General features: G+C 69.1%; 17 protein-coding genes, 2 tRNA genes and 1 pseudogene. 3 read left to right on the top strand and 17 right to left on the bottom strand.

Annotation, left to right across the window (positions count from 1 at the left end; translation table 11 throughout):
- From HRL41_RS09455 to rlmD, 14 genes and pseudogenes are all read right to left on the bottom strand, one after another.
- Positions 1 to 455: pseudogene (locus tag HRL41_RS09455) on the bottom strand (hypothetical protein); the annotation flags it as partial.
- Complete coding sequence (gene rodA, locus HRL41_RS09450; protein ID WP_172136677.1) at positions 439 to 1,674, bottom strand: rod shape-determining protein RodA; 1,236 nt, start codon at positions 1,672 to 1,674, stop codon at positions 439 to 441. The pseudogene HRL41_RS09455 and the gene rodA, both read right to left, overlap by 17 nt.
- A gap of 16 nt (positions 1,675 to 1,690) precedes the next feature.
- Positions 1,691 to 3,856: a penicillin-binding protein 2 gene (gene mrdA, locus HRL41_RS09445; RefSeq protein WP_172136675.1), complete on the bottom strand. Its 2,166-nt coding sequence runs from the start codon at positions 3,854 to 3,856 to the stop codon at positions 1,691 to 1,693.
- A 16-nt stretch (positions 3,857 to 3,872) separates the two neighbouring features.
- Positions 3,873 to 4,394: a rod shape-determining protein MreD gene (gene mreD / locus HRL41_RS09440; protein WP_172136673.1), complete on the bottom strand. Its 522-nt coding sequence runs from the start codon at positions 4,392 to 4,394 to the stop codon at positions 3,873 to 3,875.
- A 1-nt stretch (position 4,395) separates the two neighbouring features.
- Positions 4,396 to 5,364, bottom strand: coding sequence for a rod shape-determining protein MreC (gene mreC / locus HRL41_RS09435; protein ID WP_172136671.1), 969 nt, complete (start codon positions 5,362 to 5,364; stop codon positions 4,396 to 4,398).
- Between the two features lie 16 nt (positions 5,365 to 5,380).
- Positions 5,381 to 6,436, bottom strand: a complete 1,056-nt coding sequence (locus HRL41_RS09430) for a rod shape-determining protein (RefSeq protein ID WP_165051415.1) — start codon at positions 6,434 to 6,436, stop codon at positions 5,381 to 5,383.
- 249 nt (positions 6,437 to 6,685) lie between these two features.
- Positions 6,686 to 7,984 (bottom strand): Ni/Fe hydrogenase subunit alpha, encoded by a 1,299-nt coding sequence (locus tag HRL41_RS09425; RefSeq protein ID WP_172136670.1) that lies wholly within the window; start codon positions 7,982 to 7,984, stop codon positions 6,686 to 6,688.
- A 49-nt stretch (positions 7,985 to 8,033) separates the two neighbouring features.
- Positions 8,034 to 8,813 carry an NADH:ubiquinone oxidoreductase gene (locus HRL41_RS09420; protein WP_172136668.1) on the bottom strand — a complete coding sequence of 260 codons (780 nt, stop codon included), beginning with the start codon at positions 8,811 to 8,813 and terminating at the stop codon, positions 8,034 to 8,036.
- On the bottom strand, positions 8,814 to 9,716 hold the full coding sequence (locus tag HRL41_RS09415; RefSeq protein WP_172136666.1) for an FAD/NAD(P)-binding protein: 903 nt from the start codon (positions 9,714 to 9,716) through the stop codon (positions 8,814 to 8,816).
- Positions 9,709 to 10,743, bottom strand: a complete 1,035-nt coding sequence (locus HRL41_RS09410) for a 4Fe-4S dicluster domain-containing protein (RefSeq protein WP_165172872.1) — start codon at positions 10,741 to 10,743, stop codon at positions 9,709 to 9,711. The genes HRL41_RS09415 and HRL41_RS09410 overlap by 8 nt, the downstream gene beginning before the upstream one ends.
- A gap of 166 nt (positions 10,744 to 10,909) precedes the next feature.
- Positions 10,910 to 11,314, bottom strand: coding sequence for a nucleoside-diphosphate kinase (ndk, locus tag HRL41_RS09405; protein WP_172136664.1), 405 nt, complete (start codon positions 11,312 to 11,314; stop codon positions 10,910 to 10,912).
- Positions 11,315 to 11,435: 121 nt separating this feature from the next.
- On the bottom strand, positions 11,436 to 12,788 hold the full coding sequence (locus HRL41_RS09400) for a tetratricopeptide repeat protein (protein ID WP_172136662.1): 1,353 nt from the start codon (positions 12,786 to 12,788) through the stop codon (positions 11,436 to 11,438).
- Positions 12,789 to 12,832: 44 nt separating this feature from the next.
- Positions 12,833 to 13,360, bottom strand: coding sequence for a peptidylprolyl isomerase (locus HRL41_RS09395; RefSeq protein WP_172136660.1), 528 nt, complete (start codon positions 13,358 to 13,360; stop codon positions 12,833 to 12,835).
- A gap of 155 nt (positions 13,361 to 13,515) precedes the next feature.
- Complete coding sequence (gene rlmD, locus HRL41_RS09390) at positions 13,516 to 14,940, bottom strand: 23S rRNA (uracil(1939)-C(5))-methyltransferase RlmD (RefSeq protein WP_256368328.1); 1,425 nt, start codon at positions 14,938 to 14,940, stop codon at positions 13,516 to 13,518.
- Positions 14,941 to 15,307: 367 nt separating this feature from the next.
- Here rlmD and HRL41_RS09385 point away from each other — a divergent pair.
- Positions 15,308 to 15,383 (top strand) — tRNA-Arg (locus tag HRL41_RS09385).
- Positions 15,384 to 15,906: 523 nt separating this feature from the next.
- Here HRL41_RS09385 and HRL41_RS09380 read toward each other — a convergent pair.
- The 3 genes from HRL41_RS09380 to HRL41_RS09370 form a co-directional block, all read right to left on the bottom strand.
- Positions 15,907 to 16,305, bottom strand: a complete 399-nt coding sequence (locus HRL41_RS09380; protein WP_172136658.1) for a GtrA family protein — start codon at positions 16,303 to 16,305, stop codon at positions 15,907 to 15,909.
- Between the two features lie 176 nt (positions 16,306 to 16,481).
- Positions 16,482 to 16,556, bottom strand: a tRNA-Glu gene (locus HRL41_RS09375).
- A 631-nt stretch (positions 16,557 to 17,187) separates the two neighbouring features.
- Positions 17,188 to 18,159: a glycosyltransferase family 2 protein gene (locus tag HRL41_RS09370; RefSeq protein ID WP_216662634.1), complete on the bottom strand. Its 972-nt coding sequence runs from the start codon at positions 18,157 to 18,159 to the stop codon at positions 17,188 to 17,190.
- 126 nt (positions 18,160 to 18,285) lie between these two features.
- Here HRL41_RS09370 and HRL41_RS09365 point away from each other — a divergent pair, with 126 nt between their 5' ends.
- Positions 18,286 to 19,596, top strand: coding sequence for a glycosyltransferase (locus HRL41_RS09365; protein WP_241157347.1), 1,311 nt, complete (start codon positions 18,286 to 18,288; stop codon positions 19,594 to 19,596).
- Between the two features lie 58 nt (positions 19,597 to 19,654).
- Positions 19,655 to 21,038, top strand: a 1,384-nt coding sequence (locus HRL41_RS09360; RefSeq protein ID WP_172136654.1) for a DEAD/DEAH box helicase, incomplete at its 3' end; no start/stop codon positions are given.

Here is a 21,038-nt window from a genome sequence, read left to right as displayed (position 1 = left end):
CCCGCGGCGCGCAGCCCCACGCGCGCGGCCAGCTTGCCCGCCGCCTCGCCGGCGCGCGACGACGCGCGCACGGGCGATACGATGTCGCCCTCGGGGATCGGCGTGCCGAACGCCTCGGCCATGTCGCGCACGAGGCCCGGCATGGTGGTCGCCACCATCACGGGGATGCCCGCCTCGCGCAGGCACGCGGCCTGCGCCCCTATGAAATCGGAGGTGCCCGCCACGATGACCGCCATGTCGTCGGCCTCGTAGGGCACCACGGGGCGCTCGTCGAGGTAGCTGATGGTCACGCGCGTGTGCCGCCCCGCGCTCGCGAACGCCGAGCGCACGTGCCCCACCACGTCGCCCGGGGCCTCGTCGTCGATGAGGACCGACACCGCCAGCGGCGTCTTCGCGGCCGTCTCGATGTCAGTCGCCGCCTTGATCACGGCGGGAATGTCAACGGGCAGTTGCATAGTTGCCTCCCTTCCCGAGGGCGCTCTCATGGGACCACACCGAGCCGATGAGCCCCAGCATCACGAAGTTCACCACCATGAACGACGAGCCGTAGCTCACGAACGGCAGCGGGATGCCCGTGATGGGCATGAGCCCGCAGCACATGCCCACGTTCTCCAGTATCTGGAACAGCCACATGCCCACGATGGCGCACACCACCAGCATGCCGAACAGGTTGTCGCAGTTCCTCGCTATGGACAAGCTTACCAGAATGAGCGCGACGTAGAGGGCGAGCAGGGCCATCGTGCCCACGAAGCCCGTCTCCTCCGCGAGCACGCAGAAGATGAAGTCGGTGGGCGCCTCGGGCAGAAAGCCCATGGTCGACTGGCTGCCGCTCAGAAGCCCCTTGCCGAAGAGCCCGCCCGAGCCGATGGCGATCTTGGCCTGCGCGAGGTTGTAGCCCTCGTCGGTCATGTTCGCGCCGTCCTGGTCGAGGAACACGAGCAGGCGGTTGCGCTGGTACTGCTTGAGCAGGCGGTACTCCCACGCGCCCGAGTCGGTCTGGTACTTCAGCAGCTCGTCGACGGCGAACACGCAGGCCACCGCCGCGATGCCGGCCGCCAGCGTGATGAGCAGGTACTTCCGCTTGGCCCCGCCCATCACGAGCACCGTGCCCGAGATGAACAAATACACAAGGCCCGTGCCCAGGTCGGGCTGGGTCATGATGCACAGAAACGGGATGGCGAGCAGGCCGAGCACCTTCACGTACTCGCGCGCGTCGTCGAGCGTGCCGCCGTAGCGCGCCACGAGGCTCGCCGCGAACAGCACCACCGTGACCTTCGCGAACTCGCCGGGCTGCACCTGCATGCCGATGTTGATCCACGAGGTGGCGCCCATGGTGGTCACGCCGATCACCGGCAGGTGCGGCGAGAGGATGAGCACCACGTTCACCACGAGGAAGGCCGTGGTCATGTTCGCGAGCTTGCGGTAGTCGAAGCGCCACACGAGCCCCATGAGGACGAGTCCCGCCGCCACGCCGCCGAGCTGCTTGGCGAAGCTGTAGTCGGCGTCGGTCTCCACCGCCGACCAGCAGATGACGAGGCCGAACGTGACGAGCACCGCGACGATCGCCACGAAGGGGACGTTCACCCACCGCAAGATCCCCGTCTGCGGGCGGGCGGCGGCGGAGCGCTTCACGTCAGGCGTGCGCAGCGCGTCGATCTGGGGAAGTCGTGCCATGGCCTGCCTCCCTTCCCTAGTCCGTGCGGCCCGTGCCGCCGGTGAACGCCACCGCGACGGACTTGCCCGTCGAGCCGGCCACGCGCTTGACCTCGCCCGCCTCGCCCGCCTCGGCTCGCATGAGCGCGCCGAGCACTGCCGCCACGATGGGGCCCGCGGTGTCGGAGCCGCCGCCGCCCTGCTCGATGATGCAGGTGGCCACGAAGTGCGGGTCGTCGTAGGGCGCGTACGCCGCGAACCACGCGTCGTCGGGGCGGTCGGTGTGCTCGGCCGTGCCCGACTTGCCCGCGGCCTCGAGGCCCTGCTCGTTGAACACGCGCGCCGAGCCCGCGTTGTCGGTGATCACCCCGCGCAGCGCGTCGCGCACGTAGGCCAGGTGGTCCTCGTTCACGTCAGGCTCCGAGACCACCTCCGCCGACGCCTTCACCACGGCGTCGTCCTGGGCGTTGCGCACCTCCTTCAGCAGGTGCGGGCGCATGATCTTGCCCGTGGCGATGCCGCCGTAGGCGCAGGCCATCTGCAGGGGCGTGACGAGCACGTCGCCCTGGCCGATGATCATGTTGGTGTAGTCGCCGCCGCGCCACACCGCCTCGGAGGGCACGTTGCGCCACTGCTCGGCCTTCCACTCCGGCGTGGGGATGCGCCCCGCGAGCTCGCCATCGAGGTCGACGCCGGTGGTCTTGCCGAAGTTGTACTTGGCCAGGTAGTCCTGGAGCGCCGTCTCCGACAGCTCGCCCGTGCCGTTCGGGCCGTGATCGTAGAACGCCTTCGCGATCTCGTAGAACACCACGTCGCACGAGTGCACGATGCCCCCGCGCAGATCGAGCGTGCCGTGCCCGGTGAGCAGCCAGCACTTCTGCACGTCGCCCGAGCCGAAGCCGTCCCACGAGCCGCCGCACGCCCACGTGCTCGTCTTCGTGGCGAACCCGTGGTGCAGGCCCGCCATGGAGGTGAACGCCTTGTAGGTCGACGCGGCCGCGTACTGCCCGGCCACGGAGCGGTTGGTGAGCGGCGAGTGCGACTCCTCGGTGGTGTAGAGGTCCCAGATGTCCTGGGAGATGCCGCCGGTGAAGTTCGCCGGGTCGAACGTGGGGTAGCTCGCCATCACCATGACCGAGCCGTCGCGCACGTCCATGGCCACCACCGAGCCGGCCACGCCGCTGCCCGTGCCGATGTCGCCTGCGGGCGCGATGGTGGAGGCCAGGAGCGAGTCGGCCACGTACTGGGCCGCCGCGTTGATGGTGAGGTGCACGTCCGAGCCCTTCGAGGGCTGCGTCTCGCTCACGACGTCCTCCACGTTGCCCTCCGCATCCACCATCACCTTGCGCTGGCCGTGGTCGCCCGAGAGCACGTTGTCGTAGTACGCCTCGATGCCCGACAGGCCCACGGTGTCGGTGGCCTTGATGGTGCGCCCGTCGACGGACGTCTCGAGCAGGTCCTCGGTCGGCGCGCCGGTGTAGCCGAGCGCGTGCGCGCACAGGGCGCCGAAGGGGTACTCGCGCACGGTGCGCGACTCCACCGACACGCCGGGGAAGGCGTCGGCGTGCTCGGAGATGAAGGCCACGTCGCGCAGGCGCACGTCGTCCGCCACCACGCGCTGGCTCTGCGCGCCCGCCGTGGTGTCGCTGATGCGCTTGCGCACGATGTTCGCGGGCAGGCCGAGCACGGCCGACAGGCGGCGCACCACGTCGTTGTCGTCGATCACGTCGGGGTCGGCCAGGACCGTCTGGCTCGCTCGGTTGGTCACGAGCGCCACCCCCGTGGCGTCGTAGACGCACCCGCGCGGCGCGGGGGTGGACACGGTGGCGTAGAGGTTCTCCTCGGCGTCGGAGGCGTACTGCGCGCTCGACATGACCTGCATGCCCCACAGGCGCGTGGCGAGCGCGGCGAAGATGCCGGCGGAGAACACGCCGAGGCCCACGAAGCGGCTCGAGAGCGAGTCGCTCGGCTTCTTCGCGGCGGCGGCGTCGGTGGGCACGTGCACCTCGCCCGCGAGCGCGGACTTCGCGCCCGACTGCTTCTCGAAGGGCGACGAGCCCACGCCGACGGTGTCGAGCTGGGCCACCTTCTTGCCCGAGCCCGCCTTCGGCGCGGCGTTGTTGGCGCGCACCACGAGCACGGCGATGACGACGGCGATGACGACGAGCGCGGCGATGACGGCCGCGATGATGGCTGTGAGCATTCCGCGCACCTCCTCGCTAGAGTATCGTGGGCGTTCCGGGCTGCTGGGTGCCGCGGCGAACGACGAAGCGCACGACGAGCGGGAACATGACGAGCCCGATGACGGCGTCGTAGAGCGCGCACGGCAGGCCGCGGTAGACGAGCGCCTGGAGCGGGCTCACGTCCATGCCGCACGCCATGAGCAGCACGCCGTAGAGCAGCTCGACCGCAAGCGACGAGACGAGCAGCATCGCAAGCGGCATGAACAGGGTGCCGTTGTCCACGAGCGCCGAGGCGCGGGAGAGCAGAAACGTTGCCAGAACGAGAAGAAGCGCGCAGGCCCCCACCGGGCCGCCGCCGATGAGGTCGAACAGGAGGCCGAGCACGAAGGGCATGACGAGCCCGCACGACTGCGCGCGCGTCACGGCGATCACGAGCGCGTAGGCCAGCATGAAGTTCGGCACCGCCGCGAACAGCGCGATGTGGGGCGCCACGACGACCTGCAGGAGCACGGCCATGGCCGCGCCTACGCCCGCGGCTATGCGCTCGCCGTTGTCCATGCTACTGCCCACCTCCCCCGTTGCCGGCCGCCGAGCCGGCGGAGCCGGCAGAGCTGGAGCTGCTCGAAGCGCTGCCGCCCGAGCCGCTGCCTGCGTCGCCCGAGCCGCCGCCCGAGCTGCCGCTCGCGCTGTCGGCTGCGGCGCTCTTCACCACGATGACCTCCTCGAAGGAGGTGGCCTGCTCGTTCGGCGACACGATCACGCGCCGCGTGCCGTCGTTGGCGTTGCCGTCCACGCGCACGATGGTGCCGATGAGCAGGCCGCGCGTGTAGCTCCCGCCCAGGCCGCTCGTGAGCACCACGTCGCCCACGGAGAGCGTCACGTCGGCGTCGACGTTCTCCAGGTACAGCAGGCCCGCCAAGGAGCCGCGCACCACGCCCTCGGCGCGCGAGGACTGCACCACGGCGGCCGCGCCCGACTGCGGGTCGGTGAGCAGGCGCACCTCGGCGGAGCCCGGGCTCGCCGACACCACCTGGCCGACCACGCCCGCGGGCCCCATCACGGTGAGGCCCGGCTCCACGCCGTCGGACGTGCCCACGTCGATGGTCACGCGCTGGTTCCACGCGTCGGTGGAGCGCCCGATCACGCGCCCCGACACGCCGTCGACCTGGTACTTGCTCTTGAGCTCGAGCAGGCCGCTCAGGCGCTCCGCCTCGAGGCGGTACTCCTCGGCCTGCGTGACGAGCTCGGTGAGCTCGGCGTTGCGCTCGCGCAGGGCCGTGAGCGTCTCCTCGGAGGCCGTGGCGTCGGCCATCGCCTCAGCGGCGCCCTCCCCCGCCGCGCCGACCGCCGTGCCCGCCGCCTTGAACGGCGCGGCGGCTCCCGCGAACGCGCTCTGCACCGCGTGCAGGGGCCCGCCGGCGCCTTCGCGCGCGTAGACCGTCATGCACGCGATGGAGACGACCACGAGCACGACGAGAAGCACCCGCGTGGCGGATGCCGATCCTCTGTCTTGGAAGTTCAACGCCATGCGGAGACGCGAAGCCCTATTTGGAGCGCATGAGCGTCTGGCGCAGCGCCGTGGGCGTCTCGAGCACCTTCAGGCAGCCCGACACCACGTTGGTGAGCGCCGTCTCGGACACCCACACGGGGATCTCGAGCTTGTCGGTGAGGTAGCGGTCGAGGCCCGACAGCAGGCCGCCGCCGCCCGTGAGCAGGATGCCGTTCTGGATGATGTCCGAGGCCAGGTCGGGGTTGGTGGTCTTGAACGTGTCCTTGATGTGGATGACCATCTCCTCGATGGGCGCCTGCAGGGCCGCGCGCACGTCCTCCGACTGGATGGTGACCTCCTTGGGCTGCTCGGTGTAGACGTCCTGGCCTGAGATGATCATGTCGCGCTCGCGCCCGTCCTCGAACGGCAGGATGGAGCCGATCTTGATCTTGATGATCTCGGCCGTGCGCTCGCCGATCTTGATGCCGAGCAGGTCGCGCAGGTGCATGGCGATGGCCTCGTCGAGGCGGTTGCCCGCCAGGCGCAGCGAGCTGGAGGTGACGATGCCGCCGAGCGAGATGACGGCCACCTCCGTGGTGCCGCCGCCGATGTCGACGACCATCGAGCCCGTCGGCTCGGTGACGGGCAGGTCAGCGCCCATCGCGGCCGCCATGGGCTCCTCGATGAGGTAGGCCTGGCGCGCGCCGGCCTGGATGGCCGCCTCGAACACCGCGCGCTTCTCCACCGAGGTGGCGCCGCACGGGATGCAGATGACGATGCGGGGCTTGGGCTGCCAGGGGTACTTGCGCTCGGACGCCTTGTTGATGAACGCGGAGAGCATGGCCTCCGTAACGTCGTAGTCGGCGATCACGCCGTCCTTCAGCGGATGCTCCGCCGAGAACGCGTCGGGCGTGTGGTTGATCATGTTCTTGGCCTCATGGCCCACGGCGAGCACGCGGTGCGTGCTCTTCTCTATGGCGACGACCGAGGGCTCGTTGATGACGATGCCCTCGCCCGTGATGGCGACGAGCGTGTTGGCAGTGCCGAGGTCGATGGCCATGTCGGCGGACATCTGACCGGTCAGGCTCGAGAACGCGTCTAAGAAGGACATGCGAAATTACCCTTCTGATTGGGTCGTACAGATAGACCAAAATTCTATCATAGCCCCTCAACCGCAGGCGAAAATCCACAGGGGGAACAATCCTCGGGCATGCGCGCGGCGCATGCGCGGCGCATGCCGCATGCGCGCCCGAGAGCGCCCCGCGCGACGCGTTCCGCTCGCGCGCCCGAAGGCGCCCCGCCAGCTCAGCGCCGCGGCCGCGGCCTGCCGCAGATACAGCCGCGGCGCGCTCGCGCCTCCCTAGTGGACGCTGCAGCTCAGGCAGGGGTCGTAGGCGCGCACGAGCTTCTCCACCTCGAGCTGGATGACCTCCTGCGACTCCCCGGCCGAGACGAGCTTCCCGGCGAGCTGGCGCATGTCGGCCTCGAGGTTCGCGATGTTCTGCGCCGTGGGCGTCATGATGCTCGCGCGCAGGACGCGCCCGTCGTCGTCGAGCTCGAGCTCGTGGAACAGCGCGCCGCGCGGGGCCTCCGTGAACCCGACGCCCCGGCCCGCGCGCACCTCGAACGCCACCGGCTCGCTCGAGCCCGCGAACGCCGCGCCCGCCGGCTCGGCCAGGCGCCGGCACAGCGCCGCGCACCGCTCGAGCGCGTCCACGATCTCGACCGCCTGCGCCACGTTGTTGGCGAACGGGTTGTACTCGGGCGGGCGCAGCCCCGCCTTGGCCGCCGCGAAGCGGGCCGTGCGGGACAGCTCGTTCCACGAGGCATTGATGCGCGCGAGCGCCGCCGTCATGTAGGGCGCGCCCGTCGCGCGCACGCGCGCGCAGAACGCCGCCGAGTGCCCCACCGCGTACTCCTCGACGGCCTCGTCCACGCGGGCGGCGTCGAACTCCACGCCGCTGCGCACGAAGCGCGCCGTGTCGGAGTCGATCACCGGGTAGGCGCCCGGCGCCACCATGGCGAGCATGTCGCCCTCGGTCTGCACGTCGACCACGTCGAAGTCGTTGAACAAATCGACCGCGGCCAGCGCGAAGGGCTGCGCGGCCTCGAGCTTCTCGGCCAGCTCGAGGTACTCGCCAGACGAGATCTCGTGCGTGAAGCCGCCCACCACCGCCGTGATGGGGTGGATGGAGCGCCCGCCTACCTTCGTGCACAGCTCGTTGCCGAGCGCCTTCAGCGAGAGCGCGTCGTCGAACAGCTCCGGGTTGGCGTCGGCCAGCGGGAACACGCTCTTGTGGCCCAGAAAGTCGGGCGCGGCGAACACGAACAGGTGCGTCGCGTGGTTCTGCAGGTAGCTCCCGTACACCAGAAGCTCGCGCAGCGCGCGCGTGCGGTCGGACACCTCGACGCCGAAGGCCTGCTCGATGGCGCGCAGGTCGGTGACCACGTGGCTCGACGAGCAGATGCCGCACACGCGCGAGGCGATGTAGGGCACCTCCTCGAAGCGGCGGCCGCGCACCATGCTCTCGAACAGGCGCGCGGGCTCCACCACGGCGAGCTCGCACGAGGTGACCTCGCCGTTCTCGATGACCAGGCGGATGTCGCCGTGCCCCTCGATGCGGGCGACGTGATCCACGGATATGGCGGTTTTGCTCATAGCTCAAACGTCCTTCACTCGTGCGGCAGCTGACGTGCGCAGCTGGCAGCTAGGCGGAAATGGCGGGGTTTGTCTGGTTGAACATCTCGAGCGCCTCGTCGAAGCGCGCCACCGGCACGCCCGAGCGCTCGCAGACGCGCCGCGCGGCGGGCACGTTCGCGTCCGGCGAGAGGCCCGCGCACCCGTTGCAGGGGCGCCCCAGGTTCGGGCAGCGCGCGCCGCAGCCGGAGCGCGTCACCATCCCCAGGCACAGCGTCTCGCGGCCGTAGAAGCAGCCGCGCTCGTTGCGCTTGCACTCGCCGCACAGCGTCGAAGTGCGGCGGAAGCTGTTCGAGCCGTAGAGCGCCTGCTGGAGCACGCGCACGAACTCGAGCGGGTCGACCGGGCAGCACGCCACCTCGAAGTCGACGTCGATCACCGAGCTCACCGGGCGCGGCGCGCACATGGTGCCGCACGCCTCGGGGACGTGCTCGCCGTACACCTGCACGGGACGCGTCAGGTAGCCCTCCGCGGCCATGCCGGGGATGCCCGCCGTGGCAGCGCACGCGCCGATGCTGATGACCGCCGACGCGCGGCGGCGCACCTCGAGCAGCGTGCTCACGGCCTCCTCGGTGGTGACGGCGCCCTCGACGACGGCCACGTCGAACTCCTCCGGCATGGGCTCGGAGTGCGTGAGCTGCCAGTAGCGCAGGTCGATCTGCCCGAGCACGTCGACGAGGTGGGCCTCGGCGTTCGTGATGTTGATCTGGCAGCCGAAGCAGCTCGCAAGCCCCACGAATACCACGCGCGGCATGCGCGCCTCCTCGGCGCTGTTCGTCAAGTTCTGCATTTACATCGACCCCTGAATGTTCTTGGCTTCCCAGTAGTTGAACACGGGCCCGTCGATGCAGCAGTACTGGTGCCCGATCTGGCAGTGGCCGCACTTGCCCATGCCGCACTTCATGTGCCGCTCGAAGCTCATGTAGATGTGGTCGTAGCTGATGCCCTTCTTGCGCATCTCCTCGACCACGAACTTGTACATGACCGGAGGCCCGCACACCGCGCCGTAGGTGCTCGACGCGTCGATCTCAAGGTGCTCGAAGGGCTTGGTGACCAGGCCCACCTCGCCGTCCCACGTCTCGTCGGGATGGTCGACCGTCAGGTACAGGTCGAAGTCCTTGCGGTGGCGCCACATCTCGAACTGGCTGCGGAACATCACCTCGGAGGGGTTCTTCGACCCGTAGATGATGGTGACGCGGCCGAACTCGGAGCGCTCGTCGTGGATGTTGTTGATGAGCGAGCGCAGGGGCGCGATGCCGAGGCCGCCCGCCACGAGCAGGATGTCGTGCCCCTTCATCTGCTCGAAGGGGAACGGGCGCCCGTAGGGCCCGCGGATGCCCACGATGTCGCCGCACTGCATCTGGTGCAGCCGCTCGGTGAACGTGCCGGCGCGGCGCACGCACAGCTCGATGAAGCCGCTCTTCGACGGCGAGCTCGTGATGGAGATGGGAGCCTCGCCCACGCCGAAGATGGACACCTCCACGAACTGCCCGGGCTCGTGGTGGAACGCGTTGCGGATGCGCTCGTCCACGAGGCGGAACTCGAAGAGCTTCTCGGTGGCGGTGAGCTCGGTGATGCTCGTGATGCGCGCCGGCCACGGGCGGTACGGGTTCGCGCGCATCATCTCGGCGCCGGTCTGCGGCGCGCCCGAGTCGCGGAAGGGGTGCACGACCACGCTGGTGCTCCTAGGCATTCTCGGCCCCCTTTCGCTCGAAGAACCTCAGCACCTCGATGGGCGAGATGTCGGCCTTGCAGGCGTACACGCAGCGCCCGCAGCCCACGCAGAGGTTGCGGTCGTGAGCGGACAGAAAGCCGTTGAGCTTGTGGTACATGCGGTGGCGCACGCGGTTGCGCCCGTCGGCGCGGAAGTTGTACCCGCCGGCCACCTGCGCGAACTGCGGGCTCGTGCAGGCGTCCCACACGCGCTCGCGCCGCCCGGACTTGCCGTCGGGGTCGAGCGTGTCGCAGATGTCGAAGCAGTAGCACGTCGGGCACACGCTCGAGCACGCCGTGCACGAGAGGCACCGCCCTCCGAGCTCCTCCCAGAACGGGTCGGAGTGGAAGGCGTCCATGAGCATGGGGATCTCCTGGATGTCGGGGATCTCGGGGTTGAACGCGGCCTGGCGGCGGCGCGTGGCCTGGCGGAACGCGATGCGGTCCTCGTCGGTGGCCTCGCGCGGGCTGCACGCGCTCTCGAGGATGTTGGCCGCCTCGACGCTGCCGATGGACACCAGGTAGCGGTCCCCGATGTCCTGCAGGAACAGGTCGTAGCCGTTGCGCGCCTCGTCGGAGTCGAGCAGGTGGCAGAAGCAGCCCTCGGACGGCATGCAGCTCACGCCCACCACCATGGTGGCCGCCTTGTGCGCCTCGTAGTAGGGGTCGGGGTAGCGCGCGTCCTCGAACACGCTGTTCAGGCAGTTCAGCGCGTTGATGTCGCAGGCGTGCGCGCCGAAGAGCACGCGCGGCTTGACGCGCATCTCGAAGTCGCGCACCTCGTTGCCGTCCTTGTCGAACTCGAACAGCGTCTCGCGCGGGGGAAGGTAGTACTTCTTGAGCGACGTGATGGTGGTCGGGTAGTCGAGCACGATGTCGTCGAACGACTCGATAACCTCGAAGGCATAGCTGCGCCCGCTGCGCACAGGCGCCACCACCTCATACGTCTCCATGAAAGCCGACACCAGCGAGGGAAGCTCGCTCGCATCGATGACTCGATAGAGCATACGCGCGTGTCCTTGTCTCGTCTTGGGGTTGTCGCGTGCCCCCATGATAAACCCCGCGCCTGCTCCCGGCCCGCAACATTCTGCCTAGCGGCCAAAACGAAAAGGCCGACGCCGCAGCGTCGGCCTTCATTACGGCCCTCTCGCCCCTCAGGGCAAGCGAAGCGTCTTACGCGAAGAAGATGCCGATCTCGCGCTCGGCGGACTCGGGGCTGTCGGAGCCGTGGATCACGTTCTCGTCCATGATCAGGCCGAAGTCGCCGCGGATGGTGCCGGGGGCAGCCTCAGCCGGGTTGGTGGCGCCCATGAGGGAGCGGCACTTGGCGACGGCGCCCTCGCCGGAGATGACCATCTTCACAACCGGGCCGGAGGTGATGTAGGCGATGAGGCCCTCGTAGAACGGCTTGCCCTCGTGCTCGGCGTAGTTGGCCTTCGCCTGCTCGGGGGTGACCATGCCGAGCTCCATGCGCTCGACGGTGAGGCCGGCGCGCTCGAAGCGGTTGATGATCTCGCCGATGTGGCCGTTGCGCACGCCGTCCGGCTTGATCATGGAGTAGGTCTTCTGGATTGCCATGGGTTTCCTTTCGATCTTGTCTCTCTATTAGCTGGCGACGCGCGCGGAGGGGCGCGGGGCCCGCCCGGGGCGCCGCCGATGCTCGAAGTCAAGCGCGGCGGCCCGCAGCCGCCGCGTCTCCCTAGTTCTGGCTGGGGAAGTACAGCTCCACGTTGGAGATCTTCCAGCCGATCATGTCGCGCACCATGCTCAGGCGGTACGTAACGTCGCCGCCCTGCTCGGTGGAGGCCGTGACGAACACCTCCGAGTCGCTCATGGAGCGGTTCACGCCGTCGACGGTGGCGTCCGCGTCGGTCACCACCGGGTCGAGCATGGAGTCGACGTCAGCCTCGTCCATGTTCGCGAACAGGCTCGCCTTGGCCGCCTCGGGGTCGGCGAACAGCTGCTTGGCCACGGTCTCCTGCGTGGGGAAGCCGTAGCCCTGGCTGTAGGCGAACACCGCGCCGGCGAACGCCAGCACGATCACCACGATGAGCGCCACGAGGATCTTGAGCCCCACGTTGCGGCGCTTGCGGTCCTGCTTGGCCAGGCCGCGCGACCACTGCTCGAGCTCCTCCTCGGAGGCGTTGAAGAAGCGGTCCTCGTCGCCCTGGTAGGCGCCGACGTAGCCCGGGTAGGCGCCCGCGTTCTGGTCGTACCCCTCGTCGTAGTAGAAGGGGTCGGCGGCGTAGTCGTCCTCGTAGAGGGGGTCGCCCTCAGCCGACACGTCGAGGCCCGAGATGTCGGCCAAGTCGAGCACCTGAGTCAGCTCGGAGGTGCCCTGGGCCACCGCGCCTACCGCGCGCTGGTAGTCGACGCTCGCGGAGTCGGACAGGAAGTAGGTCTTGTCGGCGATGGCACCCTCGAACGCCTCGACGGCCTTCTCCATCTGGCCGCAGGCCACGTGCGCCTGGCCGAGGCTCGCGAGCAGCTTGTTGCGCGTGTCGGGGGCCATGTCGAACTGCAGCGCGCTCTCGTAGGAGGCCACCGCGTCGGCGGGGCGGTTGAGCGCCATGAAGCACACGCCCAGGTTCAAAAGCGCGCGCGTGGGGTCGGGGTTGGCCTCGTCGAGCGCGGCCTCGCGGAAGGCCACGCCCGCCTCGGCGCTCTTGCCGAGCTTCATCAGAGCGTTGCCCATGCCCATGTACGCCTTGAACGGCGTGTCGTAGCCGTCGTCGGCCACCGCGGCCTCGAAGCGGCCCACCGCGTTCTCGTAGTCGCGCAGCGAGGCGTACGCCATGCCGAGGTTGCACTCCACCGTGCCGAGCGCGCCGTAGGCCGCGTCGGCCGTGGCCTGCGTGTAGGCTTGGATGGCCTCGGCGGGGTTCTTCAGCTTCACCAGGCAGTTGCCGATGCGGTGGTACAGAAGGCCCATCTCGCCGGGAGCGAGCGGGGCGCTGGCGTCCTGCAGGCAGTCGGTGAACCCGATGAGCGCGCCTTGGAAGTCACGCTGCTGGTACTGGGCGTTGGCTCGATTGAATAGCTCGTTGTTCACTTTGTTCCTCTGATCTTAGTTGACTGTGCCGAAGAGGAGGCGTCCTACTCGGCTGCGTTCTCGATCACGACGGACTCGATGACGTCGCCCACGCGCAGCTTGCCGATGACGTCCATGCCCTCGACGGTCTGGCCGAACACCGTGTAGCCGTCGTCGAGCATGGGCTGGGCGCCCAGGCAGAAGTAGAACTGCGAGCCCGCGGAGTTGGGGTTGGACGAGCGGGCCATGGCCAGCGTGCCGTCGTTGTGCTCGTTGTGCGGGTTGGTGGTGAACTCCTCCTTGATGGAGTAGCCCGGGTTGCCGGTGCCGCAGCCGCGGCGCGAGCCCTCGTTGATCACCTGCTCGGGCGTGAGGTCGCGCGTGGTGGGGCAGCCGCCCTGGATGACGAAGCCCGGCACGTAGCGGTGGAACTTGAGGTTGTCGTAGAAGCCCTTCTGCGCGAGCTCGACGAAGTTGCCCACGTGGATGGGGGCGTCCTTGCCGGCCAGCTGCACGCGGATGGTGCCCTTCGACGTGGTGAGCACCGCGATCTCGTCGCCGGTGGGCTGGTACGCGGGGGTGTAGAGTGCCATAGCGTTTCCTCTTCCGTCAGCGGCGCCCGCGCGCCCAGGTCCGCCGGGACCCGCCGCGAACCCGCCCGGGGCCCGCCGTCGCGCGCATGCGCCATTAGAACTAATTACATACGATCTGAAATTCTACCAACAATGAAGGCCCGACGGGCAAAAACCTAGCAATCTTCACGTGCGAGGATGCTCGCGGTCTCCACGTGGTAGGTCTGCGGGAAGAGGTCGACGGGGGTGGCCCTCACGAGGCGGTAGCCGCGCTGCTCGAAGAGCGCGACGTCGCGCGCCCAGGTCTGGGGGTCGCAGCTCACGTACGCCACGCGCGCAGGGCCCGCGGCCGCGATCGAGTCCACCACGCCGCGGGCGAGCCCCGCGCGCGGCGGGTCCACCACGAGCGCGTCGAGCTCGCCGAGCTCGGGCAGCTCGCGCGCGGTGTCGCCGCAGACGGCCTCCACGAACGCCTTGTTCGCGTCCGCGTTGCGGCGCAGGTCGCGCACGGACGAGCCCGCCACCTCGACGGCCACCACGTCGGCGCCCGCCTGCGCGAGCGGGATGGAGAACGTGCCGCCGCCCGCGTACAGGTCGGCCACGTACATGCCCGGGGAAACCTCGAGCCCCTCCATGACGAGCTTCACGAGCTTCTCGGCCTGGGCGGTGTTCACCTGGAAGAACGACGGCGCGCTCGTGAGGAAGCGCGCGTCGCACACGCTCTCCTCCCACAGGCCGCGCCCGTCGAGCACCTCCACCTTCTTCACCTTGCGCGCGCACCCCGGCTCGGCGAGCACGCGCACCACCGACGTGGCCTTGACGGCGTCCTTCAGGGTCTTGGCGACCGCGGCGCGCGGGAACGCGCTCGGCGGCGTCCACAGCGCGATCTCGGTGCTCTTCGTGCGCAGGCTCGCGCGCACCCCCACGCGGAAGATGCCCAGGTCCTGCGAGCCCTGCAGGTAACGCAGCGCTCCGCGTAGGGCCTTCGGCGCGCGCTCGATGAAGCGGACGGCAAGCGGGCAGGCGTCGACCGACACCAAGTCGTGCGTGCCCTCGCGGAAGAGCCCCAGCGTGAGGCGGCCCGCCGCGTCGGTGCCGCAGGCGAACTCGAGCTTGTTGCGGTAGCCCCACTGGCGCTTGCTCGGCGCGCACTCCCCCACGAGCTCCTCGGCGCGCGCGGCGTCCATGTGGGCTGTGCGCACGAGCGCGTCGACGACGCAGGCGCGCTTGGCCTCGAGCTGCGCGGCGTAGGCGAGGTGCGCCCACGGGCAGCCCCCGCAGCCGCGCGCGCAGGCGGGCCGAGGCTCGCGCGTCTGCGCCGGCTCGAGCACGCGCGTCATGCGGGCGCGGGCGAAGGAGGGCTTCTCCTCGGTGACCTGGACCTCGACGGTCTCCTGCGGGGCGGCGCCCTCCACGAACACGGTCTTGCCGCTCGCCAGGCGCCCCACCGCCGCCGAGCCGTAGCTCATGCGCTCGATCCGCACCACCTCGCGCGCCGCCGCGCCAGCTGCCGCTTCGCTGGCCGTTGCTTCGCCGGCCGCTGTCCTGCCAGCCATCGCCTTGCCAGCTGCCGCCTCGCGCATACCCTGGCTCTCGTCCATGAACGCTCCCCCTCAACCTGTAAACCGCCTTTTCAGCGGATCATCGCGTAATCAAACCGCCGCGCTGGCACGACGGCGCATCGGCGGACCATCACGCTGCCAGCTGCCATGCTGGCAAGCCGTCTCGTTGCTCCGACCATTTTAAGGCTTCCCGACGACTCCCGTCCAAAGCACCGCAACTCCGCAGAAACAAACCCGCGCGCTTGCCCGGCGCCTACCCGGCGCGCGCCCGGTTTATCCTTATTTTGGCGAACGGGGTTTCTCGCTTGCAGCGCACCGCGCATTTGGTAATATGGTCAGGTTCGCTCGCAAGGCAACGCGGATGAGACGGCTTCGTTGCCCCGTGCCTCAACGCAAGCGACTCCCCGCCCTCGTAGCTCAGGGGATAGAGCACTTGCCTCCGGAGCAAGGTGCCGCTGGTTCGAATCCAGTCGAGGGCACCAGGTTATTTCCGCAGGTCAGCCGCAAGAAAGCGCGCTGACCTGCTCGCTTTTCACCCCTCAATCATGGAGAAGGGGTGCTCCCCTAGAAGAGCGTGCCTGCAGCCCAATGGAGAGGGGGTGCGCCCCTGGAAGAGCGTGCCTGCAGCCCAATGGAGAGGGGGTGCGCCCCTGGAAGAGCGTGCCTGCAGCCCAACCACCGACAACGGCGCTTTTCCATCCACCCCTCAGGTGATTCTGGATGAAACAAGGCCGTTATCGGTGCTTTTTCGAGAAAAGTGGATGCTAAAGCGCCGTTGTCGGTGGTTTTCGGGGCTCGGATCGCCGATAACGGGCGTTTTCCATCCAGCTTCCCAGAATCGTGGATGGAAATAGGGCGTTGTCGGTGCTCAGGGCTTCGCACCCGCATCGTCCGCTTCGGCAGAAGCTTCTGCCGAAACTCCCTTTTCGCGCCCAACGAGAAGCGACCGCTCTTCGAAGAATCGACGCGTCCGCCTCGACGGCACGCGCTCCAGAGCTTCGCCCCTTACTTCCCCGCGTCGCCGGCGTCGAGGAACTTCTTCCTTGTCACGAAGTTCCACACCATCACGACGGCGGTGGCGAAGATCTTGGTGATGAGGTAGCTGATGCCGAGCATGCCCGTCCCCAGCCACATGAGCGCGTCGTTGATGAGCAGGCCGATCACCGACAGCACCACGAAGATGACGAACTCGCGGCGGCGCGACATGCCCTCCTTGTGCGTGAACACGTAGCGCATGGACGCGAAGTAGTTGAACGTCACCGACACGATGAACGAGATCGTGGCGCTCACGAGGTAGTTCACGCCGAAGAGCTCCGTCAGGGCCACCATGAGCCCGTAGTCGATGACGAACGCGATGACGCCCACCACGCCGAACTTCATTATCTGGTCGATGAGCTTTTTCACGCACGGCTCCTCTGACGGCAAGCGAACGGGTCAAAGCTGCCTTCGCGCGCGACGGCGGCGACCCGCAAGGCGCAGGCGCCGCAGGGCAGAGAAGAGCGCACACGGGAACGCGTCTGAGAACGCACCCGAGAGCGTGTACGAAAAAGGCCGATGCGAACATCGGCCCTCGTCTTTCATGGTGCCCCCAACGGGAATCGAACCCGTGTCTCAGCCTTGAAAGGGCCGCGTCCTGACCTCTAGACTATGGGGACCAAGCGTCTTCTCGCGAAAACAGCTGTACCAGTATGCCAGAGAGCGCGTTTGCTTGCAAGCCGATCGCGCGACTTTTTCACGCAAAGCGAACGGGAACGCCCTGCGTACGGGCCGCGAAACGGACTGCCCGCGAGCGCGAAGCCGCGCAGGCGCGGACTCGGCCGGCGCTGCGGAAGGCGCGGCGCGAGAAGCAGGCGAAACAGACAGGCACATCTCGCGGAGAAGCATGTAAACGAGCGCATACGCGCATGCGCCTCAGCCGTGTTATGATGCCTTGCCAAGGGCGAGACCGCGAACGCCTGAGGAGCGCCTCAGCTGGGAGCTCCCGACCAACGAGGCCCCGCCCTTTCGCATGTCTCAATCCCACAGTCTCACGATCCCATACGCCACGGCCCGCAGGCCGAAAGCCAGGCGGTAGACAGGCGCATCCCGCGCGCCACAACCCTTAGTCCTACGATACCCACAAGCCTGCGATCCCCCGCTGCCCTGCGACTTTCCGCAGGCCGAAGTCAGGCAGCAGGCGGCAGGCGGGCACAACCGTCGCAGTCCGAGACCAGGCGCCAGCTGGCAGGCCACCGCAGCCGTCGCGGGCGCATCCCGCCCGTCGCGGGCGCTTCCCTTCGTCACTCCCTAGCGGCGGTACACCCGGTACACCTCGAGCTCCCACTGCTTGCGGCTGTTCTTCGCCACCGTGTCGAGGATGAGGCCGGCCGTGAACGAGAGCGCGCCGCACAGCACGAACGCCACCGCGAGCACTGCGGTGGGCAGCCTCTCCACCAGGCCCGTGGCCCAGAACTCCGCGACCACCGGCACGCCCGCCGCCAGCCCGAGCAGCACGAGCAGGAGCGCCAGCCACCCGAAGAACGCCATGGGGCGGCAGTCCTTGAACAGGCTCGCGATGGCCGCGAGCACCTTGGCGCCGTCGGTGAAGGTGGACAGCTTGCTCTCGGAGCCCTCGGGGCGGTCGCGGTAGTCGATCGGCACGTCGACGACGCGCCAGCGCTTGTCCACCGCGTGGATGGAGATCTCCGTCTCTATCTGGAACCCCGACGACATCACCGGCATGGTCTTGACGAACGGGCGCGTGAAGGCGCGGTAGCCCGTCATCACGTCCTCGAAGGCGAACCCGTAGATGAGCTTGATGAGCCAGCGCACCAAATCGTTGCCGAAGCCGTGGAAGGCGCGGTCGTTCTCCTCGCCGTAGGAGCCGTTCGAGAGGCGGTCGCCCACCGTCATGTCGGCCTCGCCCGCGGCCAGGGGCGCCACCAGGTCGGGCGCGGACTCGGCCGGGTAGGTGTCGTCGCCGTCGACCATCACGTAGAAGTCGGCCTCCACCTCGCGGAACATCGAGCGCACCACGTTGCCCTTGCCCTGGCGGCTCTCGGTGCGCACGATCGCCCCGTGCTCGCGGGCGATCCGCGCCGTGCCGTCGGTGGAGTTGTTGTCGTAGACGTAGACGGCCGCCTCCGGCATCACGCGCCGGAAGTCGTCGACCACCTTGCCGATGGTCACCGCCTCGTTGTAGCAGGGCACGAGCACCGCCACGCCGGCGCCGCGCCGAGCCGCCTCGACGCGCGCCGCCGTCCCCTCGCAGGCGGTCAGTGTATCGTTAAGCACGAAAGCTCCTTCGCAAACCTTTGTCAGACTGAGCAGCTATGTTACCAAAGCGGGCGCCCGTTAGGGGGGCGCAGGGCGACGGCGGCATGCAAAATGCGGTATTATAGGCGCATGGAATCTCAGGAACTCAGCCTTTCAGGCGCATCGAGCGAAGTCGAAGCCGACCGCGAGCCCCGCGTGCTCATCGTGCACGCCTCCGTGGGCTCGGGGCATCGCAGCGCCGCCAACGCCGTCGCCCAAGCCATGGAGCTCGTGCGCGACGACGCCGCGGAGGCCGCGGCGCTCGGCATCGACGTCCCCGGCAACCTGAAGGTCGAGGTGCTCGACGTCCTCGACTTCGGGCGCATCGTGTTCAACGGCGATCGGACCGCCTCCATGTTCACGGGCTTCACGCGCCCCTACTACGACCTCACCTGGCGCTACACCCTCACCGGGCGGCTTCTGTGGGCAGGCGGCACCGCATGGGCGCGCGTCATGTACCCCAAGTTCACCGAGTACGTGCGCACGGTGCGCCCACTTGCCATCGTGTGCACGCACATCGTGGCCGCCAACGTGGCCGTGAGCGCGCGCATGATCACGGGCCAGTCCTTCCCCATCGTGTGCGTCCCCACCGACTACGAGGTGGAGGGGATGTGGCCGCACCTGCACACCGACCTGTTCTGCGTGGCGAACGAGTACATGGCCGAGACGCTGCGCCCGCGCCGCGTGCCCGAGGACCGCATCTTCATCTCGGGCATCCCCACGCGCCCGGCCTTCCGCACCGACTACGACCGCGCCCAGACGCGCGCGCAGTTTGCGCTGCCGGATGATGCGCACGTGGTGCTCGCGCTCGCCGGCGCGAAGCTGCCGCGGCCCTACGTGCACTTCCGCGAGGCGCTCGACCAGCTCATCCCCTACCTGCACACGTTCTCGGGCATCCACCTCGTGATCGTGGCGGGAAGCGACGACGAGTACGCGCGCCACGCGCGCCGCCTCGTGGCCGACCATGAGCTCGCCAACGTCACGGTGCTCGGGTACGTGGAGGACATGGCCGCGCTCATGGCTGCGAGCGACCTGGTCATCTGCAAGTCGGGCGGCCTCACGGTGACCGAGTGCCTCTGCGCGGGCGTCCCCATGATCCTCATGGGGCGCGCCTACGGCCAGGAGAAGGCCAACGTGCGCATGCTCACCGCGGCGGGCGCGGCCCTGCACGCCACCACGGCGCGCGAGCTCGTGGACACGCTGCGCCACGTGAACGCGCACCCCGAGTCGACGCACGCGATGCTCGTCAACGCGTCGTTCCTGCGCAAGCCCGACGCGGCGCTCGACATCACGCGCGCCACGTTCAAGCTCGTCGAGCTGGAGCCCTCGACCGACGTGAGGCTGCGCAAGAAGCACTTCCTGCATTTCTACTGGGGGCGCAAGCCCGCCCACATCCGCTAGCTGACCCGCGCCCGCGCAGACTTGAGGCGCGGGCGCCACCGAAAGGAACAACCCGGACATGACAACGTTTGCCGAACTCGGCCTGCCAGCCGCCGCGCTTGCGGCCGTCGACGACCTCGGATACACCGCGCCCACACCCGTGCAGGCCCAGGCCGTGCCGCTCGTGCTCGAGGGGCGCGACGTGATCGCCGCCGCCAAGACGGGCACGGGCAAGACCGCCGCCTTCTCGCTGCCCACCCTTGCGCGCCTGCCGAAGAAGGCGAAGCCCAAGCGGCCGCGCATGCTCGTGGTCACCCCCACGCGCGAGCTCGCCGCGCAGATCGACGAGGTGTGCACGGCCATCGGGAAGCGCACCGGGCACCGCCTCGGGAGCGTGGTGGGCGGCGTGTCGCTCACGCCGCAGATCCAGCGCCTCGCGCGCGGCGTCGACGTGCTCATCGCCACGCCGGGGCGCCTGCTCGACCTCATGGGGCAGGCGGCCGTCAGCCTGTCGGAGGTGGAGGTGCTCGTGCTCGACGAGGCCGACCGCATGCTCGACATGGGCTTTCTGCCCTCCGTCACCAAGATCGTGGCCGCCACGCCCACCACGCGCCAGACGCTTCTGTTCTCGGCCACCGTGGACCAGTCGATCATGAGCCAGGTGGGCTCGCTTCTGCGCGACCCCGCGCTCGTGCAGATCGCCGTCAAGGGCGAGACGGCCGACACCGTGGACCAGTACGTCGCCGAGGTGCCGCACACCCTGAAGCCCGCCCTGCTCACGGCGCTTTTGCGCGAACGCGGGCACAAGCGCGTCATCGTGTTCGCCCGCACGCGCCACCGCGCCGACGCGGCGTGCCGCAAGCTCAAGCGCGCCGGCTTCGTGGCCGAGGCCATCCACTCCGACCGCTCGCAGAACCAGCGCCGCCGCGCGCTCGACAACTTCGCCTCGGGCGCCACCGACATCCTCGTGGCGACCGACGTGCTCGCGCGCGGCATCGACGTGGAGGACGTGGCCTACGTGGTGAACTACGACCTGCCCACCCAGCCCGAGGACTACGTGCACCGCATCGGGCGCACGGGCCGCGCGGGCGCGCGCGGCTTCGCCGTGTCGTTCGCGAGCCCCGAGAACGCCGCCGAGCTCGCCGCCATCGAGAAGTTCACGAAGCGCAAGATCCCCGTCATCGAGGTGGCCGGCTTCGACCTCGAGGCTGCGGCGGCCGAGGCTGCCGCACGCGCCACGCGCGTCGCCGCCAAGCACGACCCCGAGCTCGCCCAGGCCGCGCGCGAGCTGGCGAAGAAGAGCCGCAAGAAGGAGCGGGCCCGCGAGCGCGCCGCCGAGGAGCGGGCCGAGGCCGAGGCCGCCGGCGCGGGCAAGGCGGCGAAGGGCAGGCGGAAGAAGGCCGCCGGCAAGCCCGCCGCAGCCCCGGCGAAGCCGGCCGGCAAGGCCAAGGCCGCAGGCAAGC

Source organism: Adlercreutzia sp. ZJ473, assembly GCF_013185065.1.
Taxonomy (GTDB): domain Bacteria; phylum Actinomycetota; class Coriobacteriia; order Coriobacteriales; family Eggerthellaceae; genus CAAEEV01.
This window is presented reverse-complemented; position numbering and strand designations above follow the sequence as displayed.